At 39.1% G+C, this 18,169-nt stretch carries 13 protein-coding genes and 1 tRNA gene; 11 read left to right on the top strand and 3 right to left on the bottom strand.

Annotation, left to right across the window (positions count from 1 at the left end):
- Window positions 1-5 precede the first annotated feature (5 nt).
- The 3 genes from ACYT6F_RS09780 (at window position 6) to ACYT6F_RS09790 (ending at window position 3,161) form a co-directional block, all read left to right on the top strand.
- Window positions 6-614, top strand: coding sequence for a hypothetical protein (locus tag ACYT6F_RS09780; protein WP_472600993.1), 609 nt, complete (start codon window positions 6-8; stop codon window positions 612-614).
- Window positions 615-795: 181 nt separating this feature from the next.
- On the top strand, window positions 796-2,325 hold the full coding sequence (locus tag ACYT6F_RS09785) for a M20/M25/M40 family metallo-hydrolase (protein WP_472600994.1): 1,530 nt from the start codon (window positions 796-798) through the stop codon (window positions 2,323-2,325).
- 143 nt (window positions 2,326-2,468) lie between these two features.
- Window positions 2,469-3,161 carry a hypothetical protein gene (locus tag ACYT6F_RS09790; RefSeq protein WP_472600995.1) on the top strand — a complete coding sequence of 231 codons (693 nt, stop codon included), beginning with the start codon at window positions 2,469-2,471 and terminating at the stop codon, window positions 3,159-3,161.
- Window positions 3,162-3,269: 108 nt separating this feature from the next.
- On the opposite strand, the gene ACYT6F_RS09795 is transcribed toward ACYT6F_RS09790, so the two are convergent.
- The 3 genes from ACYT6F_RS09795 to ACYT6F_RS09805 form a co-directional block, all read right to left on the bottom strand.
- Window positions 3,270-4,559 (bottom strand): hypothetical protein, encoded by a 1,290-nt coding sequence (locus ACYT6F_RS09795; protein WP_472600996.1) that lies wholly within the window; start codon window positions 4,557-4,559, stop codon window positions 3,270-3,272.
- 184 nt (window positions 4,560-4,743) lie between these two features.
- Window positions 4,744-4,830 (bottom strand) — tRNA-Ser (locus ACYT6F_RS09800).
- 54 nt (window positions 4,831-4,884) lie between these two features.
- A complete protein-coding gene (locus ACYT6F_RS09805) occupies window positions 4,885-5,901 on the bottom strand; it encodes an asparaginase (protein WP_472600997.1) in 1,017 nt (338 codons plus the stop codon).
- Between the two features lie 79 nt (window positions 5,902-5,980).
- Between ACYT6F_RS09805 and ACYT6F_RS09810 the strand changes: the two genes are divergently transcribed.
- The 8 genes from ACYT6F_RS09810 to ACYT6F_RS09845 all read left to right on the top strand — a co-directional run bounded on the left by ACYT6F_RS09810 (window position 5,981) and on the right by ACYT6F_RS09845 (window position 17,905).
- Window positions 5,981-6,661 (top strand): TrmH family RNA methyltransferase, encoded by a 681-nt coding sequence (locus ACYT6F_RS09810; RefSeq protein ID WP_472600998.1) that lies wholly within the window; start codon window positions 5,981-5,983, stop codon window positions 6,659-6,661.
- A gap of 703 nt (window positions 6,662-7,364) precedes the next feature.
- Entirely contained in the window at window positions 7,365-9,101 is a 1,737-nt protein-coding gene (locus ACYT6F_RS09815) for a T9SS type A sorting domain-containing protein (RefSeq protein WP_472600999.1), read from the top strand.
- Complete coding sequence (locus ACYT6F_RS09820) at window positions 9,101-12,013, top strand: hypothetical protein (protein ID WP_472601000.1); 2,913 nt, start codon at window positions 9,101-9,103, stop codon at window positions 12,011-12,013. Before ACYT6F_RS09815 ends, ACYT6F_RS09820 begins: the two co-directional genes overlap by 1 nt.
- A gap of 21 nt (window positions 12,014-12,034) precedes the next feature.
- On the top strand, window positions 12,035-15,670 hold the full coding sequence (locus tag ACYT6F_RS09825) for a DUF6443 domain-containing protein (RefSeq protein ID WP_472601001.1): 3,636 nt from the start codon (window positions 12,035-12,037) through the stop codon (window positions 15,668-15,670).
- 2 nt (window positions 15,671-15,672) lie between these two features.
- Complete coding sequence (locus ACYT6F_RS09830; RefSeq protein WP_472601002.1) at window positions 15,673-16,059, top strand: hypothetical protein; 387 nt, start codon at window positions 15,673-15,675, stop codon at window positions 16,057-16,059.
- A gap of 234 nt (window positions 16,060-16,293) precedes the next feature.
- Window positions 16,294-16,428: a hypothetical protein gene (locus ACYT6F_RS09835; protein WP_472601003.1), complete on the top strand. Its 135-nt coding sequence runs from the start codon at window positions 16,294-16,296 to the stop codon at window positions 16,426-16,428.
- 6 nt (window positions 16,429-16,434) lie between these two features.
- A complete protein-coding gene (locus ACYT6F_RS09840; protein WP_472601004.1) occupies window positions 16,435-17,307 on the top strand; it encodes a type III secretion system effector protein in 873 nt (290 codons plus the stop codon).
- Complete coding sequence (locus ACYT6F_RS09845) at window positions 17,234-17,905, top strand: hypothetical protein (protein ID WP_472601005.1); 672 nt, start codon at window positions 17,234-17,236, stop codon at window positions 17,903-17,905. Before ACYT6F_RS09840 ends, ACYT6F_RS09845 begins: the two co-directional genes overlap by 74 nt.
- Window positions 17,906-18,169 lie beyond the last annotated feature (264 nt).

The following is an 18,169-nucleotide window of genomic DNA, read 5'->3' on the forward strand; positions in this document are numbered from 1 at the left end:
AAATTATGGTAAAAAGAAGCATATTAGAAAAGATGTCTAATGTTGAACTTGAAAAGTATATTAGACCAGATTCTCCTTTTGTTTACGAAGCAATTGAGATAGCATACGATATTTTAAAACAAAGAAAATATAATTTTTCAGATACTGATAAAAATAGGATTAATGAATTAATAAGAATAAAAAAAGAAGAAGATTTAAAATTTGTGAAAATAAATACTTGGGATATTAATGCTGAAGTTGAGGATGCTAGCGTTGAGTTATATTCTCAAAAATCAATTTGGTACTTTAGTATATTTTTTGGAATACATATTGGCTCTATATTACTTGCAATAAATTTTTTTAAAATTTATAAAGACAAAAAAGCATTTATTGTTACTTTATTCGGTTTTATATATATGGTTTTAATATATTTTGTTTATAGAATTGCTAAAATTTATATACCTGATTATTATATCCTAATACTTATTTTTATGACAGCTGGTGGAGCTTCAATTCTCCAATTTTACTTTTGGGATAAGTATCTGTCTAATATTAAATATAAAAGAAAAAATGTCATAGCACCCATGGTAATCTGTATTATGATATATTTATTAGTTATATTTTTTTTAATATAAAATAAGATTTGTGCTTCCGAAGTTGGAGCAAGTTCTCACATGTTAATTAAAGCCACTGCAAAAAATGCAGTGGTTTTTCATTTCCATTACAACACGATACCACAAACCAGAACAAAACAAAAATAATCTATATTTGTAATTCCCGTAAGACTTACAAAAATTAAAACCAACCAAATCCACCATGAAAAAACTCCTCTTCATCCTCATAAGCCTTCTCATTCTCCTGATCGTTATTGTTGTAATTAAAACGTTCACTTATCCTTTTAAAAAAGCAAATACCAAAACTGCTGAAGGCTGGAAAATGGTAAAAGACGATTCCGCCATTCAAAGGCTGTCGGGCGGACTGAAAATTCCATCAGTTTCCTCCGGCGAACTTGGAAAATTTAATTATTCAACATTTGATACTATCAAAGAATATCTTAAAACTTCTTATCCGCTTGTTTATCAGAATACAGAATTTGTCGAGATCAATACCTACGGTTTGGTATTCCGTTTAAAGGGCAGCAATCCTTCCCTTGATCCTATCTTATTCCTCTCGCACACCGATGTGGTTCCTGCGGGAGATGCTGAGGTGAAAGACAAAAGTGAAAATATTTTTAGTCCGGATGACAGGCCTTTGCCTGCCGTATCTGAAGTTTCGGAAGACTGGGATTTCGGACCGTTTTCCGGGGCTGTAGCGAATGGAAGAATTTACGGAAGAGGCTCTATCGATATGAAAGGAATGCTGTTTTCCCTGCTGGAATCCATGAATAACTTAATAAAAACAAAACATATTCCGCAACGGGACATTTATCTTGCCTTGGGATTTGATGAAGAAGTGGGCGGACAACAAGGCGCCGTAAAGATTGCAGAATATTTTAAGACTAAAAATATACAGTTCGATGCCGTGTACGATGAAGGCGGTTTAATTCTTGAAAAGGGAAGTGTTGCGGGAATCGATTCAGATGTTGCAGTGATTGGATGTGCCGAAAAAGGGTTTCTTTCCGTTAAAATAAAAGTAAAAGGTCTTGGCGGACATTCCTCTATGCCTCCTTCAGAAAGTGCCATCGGCAAAGCAGCGATTATCATGCAGCGTCTTGAGAAGAACCAAATGAAACCTGTCATGACACCGCTCATCAGGCAGTTTTTTACCAATGTTGGCGGCTCCATGCCTTTTGTGAACAGAATGGCTATCGCTAATCAATGGCTTTTAAAGCCTGTATTGCTTTCACAGCTTACAAAAAATAACTCTACCAATGCGCTGGTTCGTACAACGACTGCTTTAACCATGATGAAAGGAAGCGACGCTCCTAATGTCCTTTCTCCCGAAGTGGAATTCGTGGTCAATTTCAGGCTTCTTCCCGGCAATACCGTAAACGATGTTAAAAAGCACATTGCAGATGTCGCCAAAGGATTTGATGTGGAAATCGAAGAAATCGACACCGTAAAAGAGGCTTCCGCTGTTTCTCCTTCAAACACAAAAGCTTTTAAACTGATAGAAGCAGCTATTAAAGAAATTCATCCGACGGCAATAGCGACACCTTACTTAACGGTCGGTGCGACAGATGCTTACAAATACCAGATCGTAAGCAAAAACATCTACCGCTTCATGCCGATAAAAATCAACAACGCCGAAAAGCAGTCTATTCACAGCACCAATGAATATCTCAGCATTGAAAACTACATGAAGATGATCCATTATTTTGAATACATCATGAGAAATTATGATTAATAATGAGTAAGCCTTTGTGAATGAAATATCGCAAAAACCATACGAACTTAGCATTAATTTAATTCAAATCAAAAAAGAAAAATAACACGTCAAGTTTTGTCGCATTACCCTATTAGCTTTGTCACATCAAAAACAACGAAGCTATGGAACTGCCATTATATTTAAGTTTTAACGAATTTGAAAGCCGATATTACGACAATCTTGAAAAATGGTTCGAAGAATACCGCAACACCTCCGAAACCGATTACCTGAAAGCTCTTGCAGAACTTTACAGTCCTTATTTATATTACAATTTCGGCAATGACAGGCTGCAGGCTGATGCTTCCATTCAGATTAAAGAATGTTCTTTTCCGTATCATGATAAAATAGGGCTCGCTTTCTGTACCGGATGCGAAAATACAACACCCAAAAGCACAAAGAATATGAATCATATTTTCGAGTGGAAAACGATCAGCATGATGGAATATGCCCAGCATATTTTAGATAAAATCAACAGGCACCTTCTGGACAATAAAGATAAAGCCGATAAAAATATACTGAACTATATCAACGATTATGACATTATTACTGCCGGAAATGGAGCCGGATATTGTGTAAACTACAGCCGGCATCAGTCTACACTGCCATTTTTGAGAGCCTATCTTCCTGTGTATGGTCAGACGGTGAACATATCAGTCTACCGGGATTTTATTTTTTCAGTAGTTCATATTGCGGAATTCATTGATAAAAAATTAAAAGAAGTGTATGCTTTTGAAAATACAATTTACACAAAGCTGAAATCTGATGCTAAATTCAGGGTACAGATGAGCCATCATTTCCTCACCATTTGCAACTAAAACTAATACCAAACATTCATATAGCTAGATTATAGTTTGAGAAGAGGTTGAGACTTTTCAAACACACCGCCTGATCTATTTTGGATCAGGCGGTTTCTATAGATTTTTTTAATTCCCGATTACAATCCAGTCTTTGCCATCGCTTTGGATCTGGTAACGCTGACCGGAAGATATGGTACTGATCGTGCTGTTTGAAACATCATCATAGATGACGGCTCCTCCGCTTACTGTTATTGTTTTTGTTGCAATTCCGTTACTTCCTATTAAAATATATATTCTGCCTTTACAGGTATTCGGATTTGGGAGATTTATAGACGAAATTTGGTTAAAGATCCGTACCGTATAATTATTATCAGTTAAGTTATAAACGCCGGTGGCGGTACCGGTAGCATCATATTTCATAGACAGGGAACCTTCGGTCTGGAGGTTGGAATGCGGAATGTTGGTTCCCACACCAATTCTTCCAGTACCCGTAATTACAACATCTTTAGTATTGGTATTATCCCCATCGTAAAAAAAGGCAAATCGGTTGGATGCTGTTCCTATATTAGGCTGGTAGAATCCGTAATAATTCGTATATCCTGAAAGGCTGCTGTGAATACCCGAATAAAATCCGTAATAATTGGTAATCGTCCCGTTGATCTGTCCTGTAAATTCATTGGAAAATCCCATCATCTCAGTGGTGTTGGAGCCTGCCCTGAAATCATAGGTATTGGTAAATCCCTTAAAACTGCTTATTGCTGTTACTTCTCCGCGATATTCATTTAAGGTTCCCACAACATTGGGATAGTTGGCTGTCTGTACATTCCAGAGCCTGTTTCTCAGGGCCCTGAAAGTATTTGAAATTGTGGATCCGTTTCTCAAATACAGTAAATTTTCGATTCCGAAAACGTTGGCAGCTGAAGACCCGCTTTGCACGTCGAGTGTATTATTCATAGAAACAATGGAGCCTGTATAAGATGAAGAAGGACTCAGGCTCATACTGATGTTGGTAAATGAGCTGCCGGGAACTTCACTTCCAATCCTCATTCTTGTAATATTATTGGTACGGAAAGCAAGGCTTTTATTATCGGTATTTCCTAAAAAATCTGTAACCTCGGAAGTACCTGTATTACCGTTGATATTCCATATATTATTGTTTTCAAGTCTTTTCCATGTACTGCCGGTAAAGTAATAAAATCCCTCCGAATATACTGAGGTATCCGTATTCCATACTAAAAGTGACTTTTGAGGATTAGGTATGGGATTGGCGGATAAATTAATTCGAGGAATCAAAAGACCTTTGTTTAATGCCTGAATATCCAAAACAGAAGACGGATCAGGATTTGTTGTTCCTATTCCTACCTGAGAATAAACTATTGCAGCTTTTAAGCTAAATAAAAGAATAATTTTTTTCATATCTGCATTTTTTAATTGTGAAATTATCATCATTAATGATAATTTTGTTTAAATTTAATAATTATTAAATTAATGCAATAAAAAATATCCTGAAAATATATATTCCTTGAAACAGCGATATATGAATTGTGAACTATCAATCAGGGAAATAAAAAAACGCTGATTAAAAATCAACGTTTTTTTGCAGAGAGGAAGGGATTCGAACCCTCGATACAGTTACCCGTATACTACCTTTCCAGGGTAGCTCCTTCAACCACTCGGACACCTCTCTATTTGAGACTGCAAAAATAAGGGAATTTATTGAATATCCAAATTATTATTGCAATTATTGCGAAATTTCTCCACAAAGACTTTTTGAAAAGTTATCCCCGAAGCTCCCATTATAATTTGGATTATCTATAAGGTGCATCGCTTTTGTAATAGCGCTTTCAGCAGTCATATCTCTTCCGCTTATGGCTCCGATTTTTGAAAAGATATTGCTGTTTTCATATTTCCCGAATGAGATTCCTCCTGAAATACACTGGCTTACCACTACGATTTCGGTTCCGTTGTCTCGGATCTGCTGCAAAGTTTCTACCGTTTTGTCACTGCTGAAGATGGTTCCCGAACCAAAAACCTGAAGGATCAGTACTTTCATTTTCGGAATTTCTTTAAAATGATTAAGATTCATACCCGGAAAAATTCTCCAGAAAATAATATCTTCCGAAATGTGATCGTCTACATGGAACTCAATTCCGGGATCGCATCGGTGAAGATTTTCTTTAATGATGTTAAGATGCACCCCAGACTGTCCTAGAATAGGGTAGTTCGGACTCGAGTATGCATCAAAGTACTCGGCAGAATATTTCAGCGTTCGGTTTCCGCGAAGTAATTTGTATTCAAAATAAATGGCCACTTCCTGGATGACTGCTTCGTCATTTTCATATAAACTTGCGTAATAAAGGCTGGTCAGGAGATTTTCCTTAGCATCTGTTCTGAGGTCGCCTATCGGGAGTTGGGAGCCTGTGAGAATAACCGGCTTCTTCAATCCTTTCAGCATAAAGCTCAGTGCTGAAGCTGTGTAGGACATTGTATCCGTTCCGTGAAGAACCAAAAAACCGTCATAATTATCGTAATTTTTATGGATATAATGGGCGATGATTTTCCATTCCTCCGGACCCATATCAGACGAATCCAATGGTTTTGAGAAGGGGTGAACGAAAACTTCACATTCCATCAGCGTCATTTCCGGCATTTTTTCGAAAATATTTCCGAAATCAAATGCACGGAGGCTTCCGGTTTCATAATCTTTCTCCATACCGATGGTTCCGCCGGTATAGATCAAAAGGACTTTTCGTTTCATAGATGATTTTATTAGATTTTTATTTCCCCTTCAGAATGATTCCTCAAAATTACGTTAATTTGCAAAGATTTGAAAATGAATGAAAGATTTAGTACAGACTTTTGAATATTTAAAGCAGTTTCTAACGGAAGAAAGACTCACGAAAATAGAACATTTCTCGAAGGAAAGTTCAGATTTTGTATTGCCGGTGGTAGAAGATATTTATCAGTTCCGCAATGCGGCGGCAATTGTAAGATCGGTAGAAGCCTGCGGTTTTCATAAAGTAGTGGCTTTGCAGGAAGAATACAGTTTTGAACCAAATCTTCGCGTTACAAAAGGTGCGGATACCTGGGTTGAGGTAGAAAAACTTCCCCGGAATATGGAGTCTTTTCAAAAAATAAAAGACAGAGGATATAAAATACTCGCTGTTTCTTTAGAGAATAATGCCGTGATGCTTCCTGATTATCAGATAACCGAACCTGTAGCTCTTGTTTTCGGAACCGAAATGGAAGGTGTTTCTCAGGAGATTCTTGATTTTGCCGATGAAACTTTAGCCATTCCTATGTATGGATTTACCAGAAGTTTTAATGTTTCTGTAGCAGCTTCAATCTGCATGTATGAACTGAAACAAAAATTAATTAAATCAGATATCAATTACAAGCTGAATGAAGAAAAACTCTTAAAAATGAAAATCCGCTGGGCCGTGAATTCTATACGAAGCGGGCAGCAGATTTTTGAAAAATATCTAACAGACAACCAGCTTTCTGAAGCTTTTAAATAAATTTTCTTATTTTCTAAAACTTTGGAACTTTCATTCACGTTTTAGAGTTACTGTGCAAAGCTATACTGAAATTCTCACCTTAATCACTGATCGAAAAATGATCGGCTTTGATGTTTTTACAGTTTCGGATGTACTTTCTTTGGATTTTCTTCGGATCACCTTCGGGTCGGCTTCGGAAAAACGGTACTTTTTCCGAGGAGTTCCCGAACAACACCCGAAGAGTTGTCGAAGGTATCTGATTATCTCTTAAAAATTCCGTAATTTTTTTTCATTAATTTATTTTTATTAAAATGGCTTTATGGAAGATTAATTTTTCTTAAAATCAATTGAGGCAGGAATAAAAACAATCTGCTGATACTAAGCTGTAAATATTATTCATAGGAGGTGTTTCCAGCATTTTTTTCATCAGATTAAATTCATTTCATTTTCTTTGTCCGTTACATATCTTCTAAATTTCACACCGGATTTTGGAGAATATTTCTGGTCTGGAAATAAAGTGTGTCATCATTAAATAACACGACACCTTTTGTCGCATGTCCACAATATCTTTGTTCAATAATTTTAAAGATTATAGTGATAAATTAATTACTATGATAATATTCACATACAATTGACATTATATATCTTTTACGGGAGAAATAAAAAGAATATTTTTGCAGCGATTTAAAAATTAATAATCAACAACTCGAAATAAACATTGAGAATGAATAAAATCTACTCAGGAGCACTTTTCTTATGCTCCGTTCTGGGCATTTCTGCCCAGGAAGTAGTCTGGCAGAAAGACATCAAATCCTCCACCCAGGATTTTCTTTCCCAGGTTACCACAACCATTGACCAGCAATATCTGATAACCGGCAGTTCTATTAGGGCTGAAAGTGAAATTTCGAAAGCCGGAGGCAAAAGCAATATGCCAGTAGCCAACAGCCAGCAGCCGAATAACGGTTACGATTTCCATCTGATCAAACTCAATCAACAGGGAGAAGAAGTCTGGGAAAAATATTTCTCGGGACAGAACCACGATTTTTTATCCGCTACAGTGAATACGCAGGAAGGAGGTTTTCTTCTTGCCGGAACGTCATTCAGCGGTAAAGGGTTGGATAAAAAAGATGATTCCAAAGGCGGAAGCGATTTTTGGCTGATCCGGATCAATGAGTTCGGGGATGAACTCTGGCAGAAAACCATAGGCAATACAGCAGATGAAGAAGCAAGAGCAGTGATTCAGACGACCGATATGGGATTCTTTGTGGCGGGGAATAGAACGACAGGTTCCCTTCCTTTGAATGATCCAGGAACAGCAGATCAGCGTTCCCTGAGGCTCTCGAAGGGAACGGTTGGTTATGGATCGAAAGATGTCCTGATTGTTAGACTCGATAAAAACGGAAAAGAATTATCCCAGCTGATTCTAGGCGGAAAAGGTTTGGATGAAGTAGAGAAAATGATTCCTACGAAAGACGGCGGGGCATTGGTTGGAGTGTATTCCAGAAGCGGAGCGGTAGCAGGAAACGGGATGCACCCTTCGACAGGCTCAGGGTCCGCCACTTCGAAATCTATTAGCCAAATGCCAAAAGCCAGCGGCAATTTCGGGGAAGGCGATTACTGGATCATTAAGCTCAATAAGGAAGGCAAAGTAGAATGGGAAAAGAATTTCGGCGGAAAGGGGGACGATCATTTAAGAACATTGGCCTTGACTTCCACAGGATACTTAGTTGGTGGAGAATCAAGATCGGAAAGATCCGGAAACAAAACAGTGGGAATTGAAGAAGGAACGGACCTGTGGCTGATTTCTTTAAACGAAAGAGGAGAGGAAATCTGGCAGAAATCCTACAACTTCAGGAACCGGGATGTGCTGATGGGAATGAGCGTAATATCCTCCCCTAACCCCTCCAAGGGAGGGGGATCCGAGAACGTCAAAGGAATTCTGCTGGGAGGTTATACCCAGGCGGAAGGAAGGATAGAAAGTGATGATGAGACATTCTGGATGCTGTATTTGGATGAAAATGGAAATGAGCAGTGGAGAAAGCATGTAAAAGGAGAATCCAGAAAAAGAGAGGAAAGGCTTTCGGATATTAAGCTGAACAGGGATGGTTCCATAATTCTAGCCGGAACCAGTGCAGAAGAGCTTGGAAAGGAAAACTGGAAGATTGTGAAACTTGGAGATAAGCAGATTGACCAGCTTATTGAAAAGCAGGATATTAAAATTTACCCGAACCCGGTAACAGATTACGCCTATGTCGAAATCGGGTTCCCTTCGACAAGCTCAAGACAGGGATTTGAGGCAGAAATTGTTTTCTATGATATGAGTGGAAGACAGCTTCAAAGCCTGAAAACTAAAAATAAAGTGACCAAGATCAATACGCAGAACCTGGTTCAGGGAGCGTATCTGGTGACCGTGAAAACCAATGATAACAAAACAGCGAGTGCTAAACTGATTAAGAAATAATGAGAACAATATTTTTACTATTATCTTTATTCGCGGCCCAGGTATTGATGAGCCAGAGTATAGATGCCGGATTTTCAAAACCTGAAGCATCAGTATCATCCTTATCTTCTTATGCCAATGCTGCGGTATCCTATGCCACCGGAGTTCCTGACATCTCCTTTCCGGTTGTCTCACTTCCTACCAATACAAAAGATTTTTCAGTAGGAATGTTCATTAGCTATCATCCCCAAAACCTGCTGAGCAGCGAAAAAGCATCAGATGTAGGATCAGGCTGGTCTTTACTGGGTAACGGGGTAATATCCCGGCAGCTTACCGGCGATATTGATGAAAAGTATGATGAGATAAGTGATTCCCATTATTATAAAAATCCTTTTGATGATTATTACTACTATAATATGGGGGGATATTCCGGGAAGTTTAAGGTATTAAGGGATACGGAGAACAATACCTTTCAGATTGTAAAACTCACACCATCCAACCTAAAAATTGAATATGTAAGAGAAAATAATAATGCCACCCTTATTTTTAAGAGTTTTAAAATTACAGACGACAAAGGCTATGTATATGTTTTCGATAAGTTTTCCGTAGCAGAATTTAAAGAGGTCGGCACCACTTGGGGGAAAGCGTACAGAAGTGCATTTTATCTTACCAAAATCTACAATTATAAGATGCAGGAACTTGTATCTTACAATTATCAGCAGGATACCTATACCTCTGCAACTATGCTGTCAGGAATTCCTGTTCAGACCCAGAAACTGAACCAAATTGTTACAGCAGATAATGGTTCGATAGATATTGTATACAATTTTAGTCCCACCTACAGAAGATCTTTGAACGACCCGTTTGAAATAAGCCGTATTGAAGTGAAGGATAAAGCAGGAAATCTTAATTCCAAAGTAGAATTTACCTATGTTTACTTTCCGTTTACCAATCCCGCCAATTTCTATGAAACCATTTCCAAAAGGATGCTGACTAAAATCAAGAAATACAGTAAAGATCTGGCTAAAAGTGAAACCACAGAGTTTACGTACAATGAAAATGGTTCGTCTAAGGAATACAGTCCGGTATTAGGGCAGTTTAAGGACTATTCCCTCTGTTCCATGCATCAGCATGCCCTGATGAATGAGATTGAAAACCCCAAATATTTCCCTGTGGGCTCATTAAAGAGGGTAAAACTGCCTACAGGCGGTGCCGTAGAATATAATTTTGAAGCGAATGAATATGCGGTAGACAATATTTCACAATACATCAGCGATCTTGGGTATAGAGGCTTTGTAGATCCGCAGTTTCAGTATCTTAAGCCGCTTTACTCGCAGAACTTTGATACCAGGCAATCTAAGGTGTTTAATTATACGGTAAGCGGAAGTGCTGCAACCCCTAAAGCAATCTATGTCGTTTTTAATGTATTTGAAAAGTTTGCACCGGACCCCAGGCTGGATCCCGGGACACCACTGGAAGTAGACTATACCATTCCCGAACCAGGCTACTGGACAAACATTACAGACATTTGTTCTGAACCTTCGACTAATATGTCTGTCCGAAAATTTATCATTACAGGAGGAGCAAATACCATTACCATTACCGGAACAGGGGGAAGGGGGTATTTTGAAATTTTTGAAATAGCGATTAAAGATGACCCTTATAAAAATGCCATTCCTACAGAAGGCCTTAGAATAGAAAGCATTAAGTATTATGACAATTTTTATTCCCAGAGCCCGGTAAAGTCTCAGAAGTTTGTATACGATATGTTTGACAACAGCAACAGCTCCAGTGGTATCCTGTTTTCCGAAGGGACGTACATGGGCCAGGGACCGGAAACAATTGTTTATAAAAATGTAAAGATATTAAACGGAGACAACGGCGGATATACCAAATACTATTACAAATCGCCGGCTGCTTATCCTCAATACAGCATTGGAGAAGCTTATAATTTTTGGCCCAACATCAATATTACCAAAAGCGGATTACTGGAAAAGAAAGAAATCTATGATAATAGCCATCACCGGCTGGCTGATGAAAGCTATGAATATACGATTGAAGAAACTGCGGATCCCAAATACGTGTTGGTTCCCGGAAGTTCAGGTCCTACTTATTACACCAAAACAGCCTGGATAAAGGAACAGCGTTCTGTCTCCAAAGCATATGACCCCAACGGAAGATCGGTAACCACCAGTTCCGAAAGCCTGAGAGAATCCGGAAGCTATAACCTGGTCAAAGAAAAAACGACAGCCTCTGACGGTATGATCCAGGAAGTAACCTACCGCTATGCCGCAGACAAGAACCATACCGCACTTATTAATGCTCATATCGTTGGCATCCCGCTGGAAACGGAAGTCAGTAAGAACGGAACCCCCGTATCGAAAAGTGAAGTTCGATTTGATAATCCTTCAAACCTGTACCCCACTTCTGTGCTGGCCTATACTCCTGATAATCTGGCCAACAGTTATCCCCTGGTAAAATACGATGTATACGACGCAAAAGGACATGTCATTCAATATTCCACAATGCCGGATTCTCCCACAGGAACGGGAACTCCCGCTACCATCATTTGGGGATATAACAATACCGTTCCGATCGCTAAGATAGACGGGGCAAAATTGTCCGACATTCCCCAGAGCTTAATCGACAGCATTGTTAATGCATCCAACGAAGACGCCAATGCCACGCCTTCCACAGCACAGGCAAAAGAAGAGGCCCTGCTGGCGCAGCTCGAAAGCTTTAAGAATCACTCCGCACTGGCAGGCTTTACCGTTACCGCTTATACTTATGATCCTCTCGCAGGCGTTACCAATGTACTGCCTCCCAACGGAATAAGAGAAATCTATAGCTACGACAGCTTCAACAGGCTTGAAAAAGTAAAAGATGTTAACGGAAAAACCCTGAAGGAATATCAGTATAACTATAAACAATAACCTGCATAACCATCTTACGACATGAAAAGACTAATCATATTATCCGCCATCGTACTGGGGTTGGGAATCTTCCGCGCCCAGGCTCCTACGGCTTCGGAAAATTATATTTACTCCCGGATCTATCTTTCGGAGGACGGCTCCAAAAAAGCTGAATCGGTACAGTATTTCGACGGGTTGGGAAGGCTGAAGCAAACGGTTTCCGTGAAATCTACCCCTTCAGGCAAAGATCTCGTCGTTCCTTCCTATTATGACGAGCTGGGCAGGCAGGCCAAAGATTACCTGCCATTACCCATGACCACTGCCAACTCGGGAATCCAGACCCTGTCGGAAACGGATATCAATACCTATTACGGAGTTTCCAATGCGTATTCCGAAAAGATTTTTGAAAACTCCCCACTGGATCGGGTGGTAGAAGTTGCCGCTCCGGGAGATGCCTGGAAGAAAGCATCCGGCCACACCATCCGATCAAGCTACGAAACCAATATTTCTTCCGATCAGGTAAAAAAATACACCATTACCTCTTCCTGGGCCAACGCCACCCTGTCATTTTCAATCCCTGCCGTAGGCTGGTTTGGCGACAACCAGCTCATGAAAAATGTAACCCGGGATGAAGACGGAAACCTCAGCATCCAGTTCAAAAATTCTCAGGGACAGCTCCTTTTAGCAAGAAAGATGGACGGCTCTGTCCCGATCGATACGTATTATGTGTACAACCTTTATAACCAGCTTGTGCTGGTTATTCCCCCGAAAGCCAATGCAGAGATCACACAAAACAACAATGTGGTTACCCAGGAAATCCTGGACCAGCTTTGTTACCAGTATAAATATGACCATAAAAACAGGCTGGTGGAGAAAAGACTTCCCGGCAAGGACTTCTGGGAATACCTTGTATATGACAGGCAAAACAGGCTCGTGCTTTCCCAGGATGCCAATCAGCACCTTAAGGAGTGGTCTTTTATCAAATACGACCGGCTGGGAAGAACGGCATACACCGGGCTATTCGCCAGCACTTCAGACCGGATTGCCCTGCAGAATGCTCTTAATACAGCCCCTGTACTGAACAATGAAACCAGAACAACGGCTTCACTGGCAGTAAACGGGGAAAATATGCACTATACCAACACCGCATTTCCTACGGATCGTCTTACCATTCTTACCATTAATTATTACGACGAATATGCTCCGGAAGCACCATCAAAACCCATCGCCATTTTTGGCAAAGCCACACTGGGAAGCACCCCGGCCCAGTTCAGCTCCGCAGGAATCGTAAGCTATAGAAGCACCAAAGGAATGCCCACTTCCTCCTCCGTTAAAAATATGGACGAAGATGCATGGACGAAGACGCATATCTGGTACGATACCATGGGAAGAAGTATCGGCTCGCACACGATCAACCATTTGGGAGGCTACACCAAAACAGAGACCGAACTGGATTTTGCAGGGGTAATGCTGCAGACCAGAACCCTGCACAAAAGACTGGCAGGCGATCCCGAAAAAACCATCCTGCAGAATTTTGAATACGACAGCCAGAACCGACTGAAAAAACAGTGGCATAAAGTGGGCAGCCTGCCGCAGGAATTATTGGCAGAATATACGTATAACGACCTTTCCCGGCCGACCAACAAAAAAGTGGGAAACAACCTGCAAAGCATCGATTATACCTACGATATCCATGGCACCGTTACCAAAGTGAACAATCCGGCTAACCTGGGAACGCAGCTCTTCGGATACGAGCTGAAATACTTCAATCCCCAGAACACCAATAGCGCTACCGGGCTGTATAATGGAAATATAACCGAAATAGACTGGAAAACAGCTTCCGATAATGTCCTGAGAAGGTATAATTACCAGTATGATGCCTTAAACCGGTTGAAAAAAGGAATCTACTCCGAGCCCGGCACGTCTGTTCCGCAGAATGATTTTTATAACGAAACGGTAAGTTATGATGGAGCAGGCAATATCTCTTCCCTGCAGAGAACCGGAAAAGGAGGTTCCGGAATGAAAGAGCAGATCGACGACCTTAGCTATACCTACCTCGGAAACAGGCTGCAGACGGTAACAGACGACTCTGCCCACTACGGAGGATATCCCGATACCTCAGGAGCTTCTATAGCTTATGACAACAACGGGAACATGACCAGCCATGAAGACAAGGGCATCGTCAATATCAGATACAACCACCTGAACCTTCCCGGAGAGATAAAATTCAATGTTACCTACACCGTCAGAAACACCGCCACAGGCCAGAGTGAGATAAGGAATGTAAGGACCAACTACACCTATAGTGCAGATGGAACCAAGCTCAGAAAGAAATACACCAATTACTTTATCAAGTTTGCATCGGAGCGTACCACTACTACCGACTATTTGGACGGCTTTCAGTATACGGTCAATTACCTGGGTGCGGTTACTTTAGATTTTGTTCCCACTTCGGAAGGGTATTACGATTTTAAAAATAATCGTTATATTTACAGCTATACCGACCATCTGGGAAATGTACGGGTAAGCTACTTTAAAAATACCAGTGGCAGCGCAGAAGTTCTTGAAGAAAACAACTATTACCCTTTCGGGATGAAACACACCGGCTACAATGCACTGGCAGGAAACCCTTCGTACTTATACCAGTACAACGGCAAAGAGCTGCAGGAGGAAACCGGCTGGAACGATTACGGCGCAAGGATGTATATGTCTGATATCGCAAGATGGGGCGTGATTGATCCTATGGCGGAAAGCTACAGAAGATGGTCACCGTATACCTATGCTATGAACAACCCGGTCAGGTTCATTGATCCGGACGGGATGATGACCTATGACTGGACCGCGCATAACAATGGTAATGAAGGCCAATACCTGGATGATAACGGCAGCGTAATGTCATCCTCAGCGGTAGCCAATTATTTTGATTTTACAAGGTCTCTGTCTTCGGGGAGCATAGGTGGTAATGGTGGAGGAAGTAGCACTGGAACATCAGTTACTTATGATCAAGCAATAGCCTTTCTTTATTTTGGTAATATTAATTTTTCTCAGTTTACAGAGGGTGATCCGCCGGGCAATGCTTTAAGCAGATTTAGAGATAGAACATCCAATTGGGTACAGGATAATATTAGAGAACCTTTATCCGGATGGTTTGATAATAACACCCGAAATACTTTTACTCTTGATGCAGCCGGACAGGCAAGAATGGATGACATGAGAGGTCAAATGTCAGATTATATGAATAGTACCGTTGGCGGAGGAATTAGATGGGGCGCGGAACATGGTTTAGTTGGTTCGGGATTAAGTACAGGGAATATTGGAGCTTTTAGGCAGTTAAATCCTAATAGAGTTCCTTTCAAGGCTTTTTCAGAAATGACAGAGCTTGATATAAAAAGTTTTCAACATGCTATATCTAGACATGGAAAAGATTTTGGTTTAAATTGGAGTAGAAAAAATATTTCTACATTAGTTGATAGTTTTAATACAGCGGCATCTGAAATCCGGAAAAAAGGTGCTTTCACAGGCTATCAAAGTATCCAATATGGAGTAAGAGGTTCAGGGAAATCCGGAACTTTTATTGAAGCAAGAACATTTGAAATGGTTAAAAACGGACGAACTTATTACTATTACGAAACAAAAGGAGGGAGATTTATTAGTGCGGGACTAAAAGCAACACAGTAATTATGGAATTAGTTGATTTATATATACATATTGATAAAATTAATAGTCAAATCGTTTTTGACTTTATTAGGAATTGGTTAGATGATTTAAAGCCTGAATATGAGAGCTTTGAATATCCTCCATATTTTGGAGAAATTGAATATGAAACAGAAGATTATAAAGAAATGCTTTCTTTTATTTTAGAAAAAGAAGGTAGAGAGTATAGATTTTATTTTGAAAATGAACATGACCTTAAAAGACCAAAAGGAATGATTTTCATTAATAAAAATCATTCTGCATATTTGGGAATAGGTGTAAATCCAAGTGAAGAAAAATATTTTGTGGAGCAATTCATAGAGAAGTACAAAGTTTCGCCTATTGCTTATTATAATGGAGCAGTCCCAAATTAAAATGGATTATGGAGTTACGACCTTGCACCGTGAGCAATAATAAAACCCACATTTTTCGGTGGATTTAAAAATTTGAAAACTGATATATTTGCAACCATATTGCCATGTAGGAAATGTAACAGCAATCAATTTCCACAATGGCAGCGCAGAAGTTCTTGAAGGAATCGACGAAGGCGATTCGCCGATTCCATAAAAAATAAAGTTAAGAGGCAAAACAACTATTATCCTTTCGGGATGAAACACACCGGCTACAATGCACTGGCAGGAAATTTATCGTATAATTACCAGTATAAGGGTAAGGAATTACAGAAAGACATAGGCTGGAGTGACTATGGCGCAAGGATGTATATGTCTGATATCGCAAGATGAAATGGTATGGATCAACTGGCGGAAGAATACCAATCAACAAGCCCGTATGCATATGTTAAGAACAATCCGGTGATGTTTACTGACCCTGACGGAAGATATATTACATTTTTTGATCAAGGAACAGAATATAGATATTCATTAGCGGGAGTACAGCATCAGGTTAACGGAAAATGGCTGAATGTAGACTCAAGTGTCGAATTTTCTGATTTTGCAATCGGTATTTTAACATCTCTCGTTCAATTGGGAAATGGAGGAAGTGCTGGCGGTGCATTGATCGGATATTTTGATAATTTACTGAATAATATTAAGATTGAACAAACCTCCGGCGAAAATCATTATGATAATGGTGTTGCATATATCAATACAACAAATACATTTCAGGCATATACTGTTAATGGTATGGAAAACATTCCCTTATTTATAGCTTTAGGACACGAAATGGCGCACGGTATGGATCCACAAAAGAAATCTGATTTTTTTGGATCATGGATTGACACTAGGACATCCCAAGAAAAAAATGAGGGAAAAAAATGTGAAACATGTATCAGTCATAGTGAAAAATATGCTTCTCATATTGAGAATCAAATACGAGCAGAATGGGGCATGTCATTAAGGGCTTCATATAGAATTACTGATAGTAAGGGAATGGATCCTGCTACTATGTTAGTAGATAAGTTTGGAAATAGTGCATATTACAATAGAAGAAATGAAAGACTGCCTGGAATTACAGGATCGGAAAAATATGATTCATTTGAGTCAATTAGATCAAATACTAATACGCCGCTTAAAAACAGATATAAATATTATGAAAATAGAGTACAACCGGATTTTTTACGCTTATTTTTGCTGTATCATTATAGGTATAGCGTTCCTAAATAGTTGTAAAGCACAAACTAATGAATCCATTTTAGAAAAAGCTGATGCATATTTTGAAAATTTAAACAGAGAAAGTATTCAGCATTGTATCGATAGAGAATCAGACTTGTTTCAAGTAATAAAGCAAAGAAAAAATAAAAGGATGTATGAGGATTTAACGAAGAGCTGTGAGCAAGAAGGGAGTCATTTTAAACTATATAGATCCGATACAGAAAAATTGTTATCTACATTATATAAAAATGAAAGTTCAGATTTTATTATTGTAAATATGATAAACCCTTATAACAATCGTATATTAGTTAGTGCTTCAACCTTAACTTTTTCAAGGAAAAGAAATGATCAAAAGATTAATATTATTAACAATAAATATAAATTCAATCAAGGTAAGCAGCGGTATGAGTTGGTAAAAGACTCCTCAATATCTGGATTTGATGCGGAAAAAAAAATGAAATTAATAGAAGATTATTTTTACAATAATAAAGAAGATTCTATTTCTAATAAAAAAAGAAATCAAACTTCATCTAGATTATATTATATTGTTGCTAAGGTAAATGGTGAATGTTTAATAAAAACAGTCTATGATTATTCAACAGAAGATTAAATTAATTTTTTTTCGACTTCATTTGCTAAGCTAAAAAGTTAGACTGCCTCAGAACAGTCGTTTTATTACAAGTTTGTAGTATACCTCCTTTATAGATCAATGAACCCACCATCATGCGGTGGGTTTATATATTGAAAAACAATAAGTATATTTACAGCTATACCGACCATCTGGATAGACAAGTAAAAGGGAAGCTTTAACGCAGGCTACGAACGTAGTTCAGTACGGGTAAGCTACTTTAAAAATCCCAATGGCAGCGCAGAA

It is taken from the genome of Chryseobacterium sp. NG-CE01 (assembly GCF_055695505.1).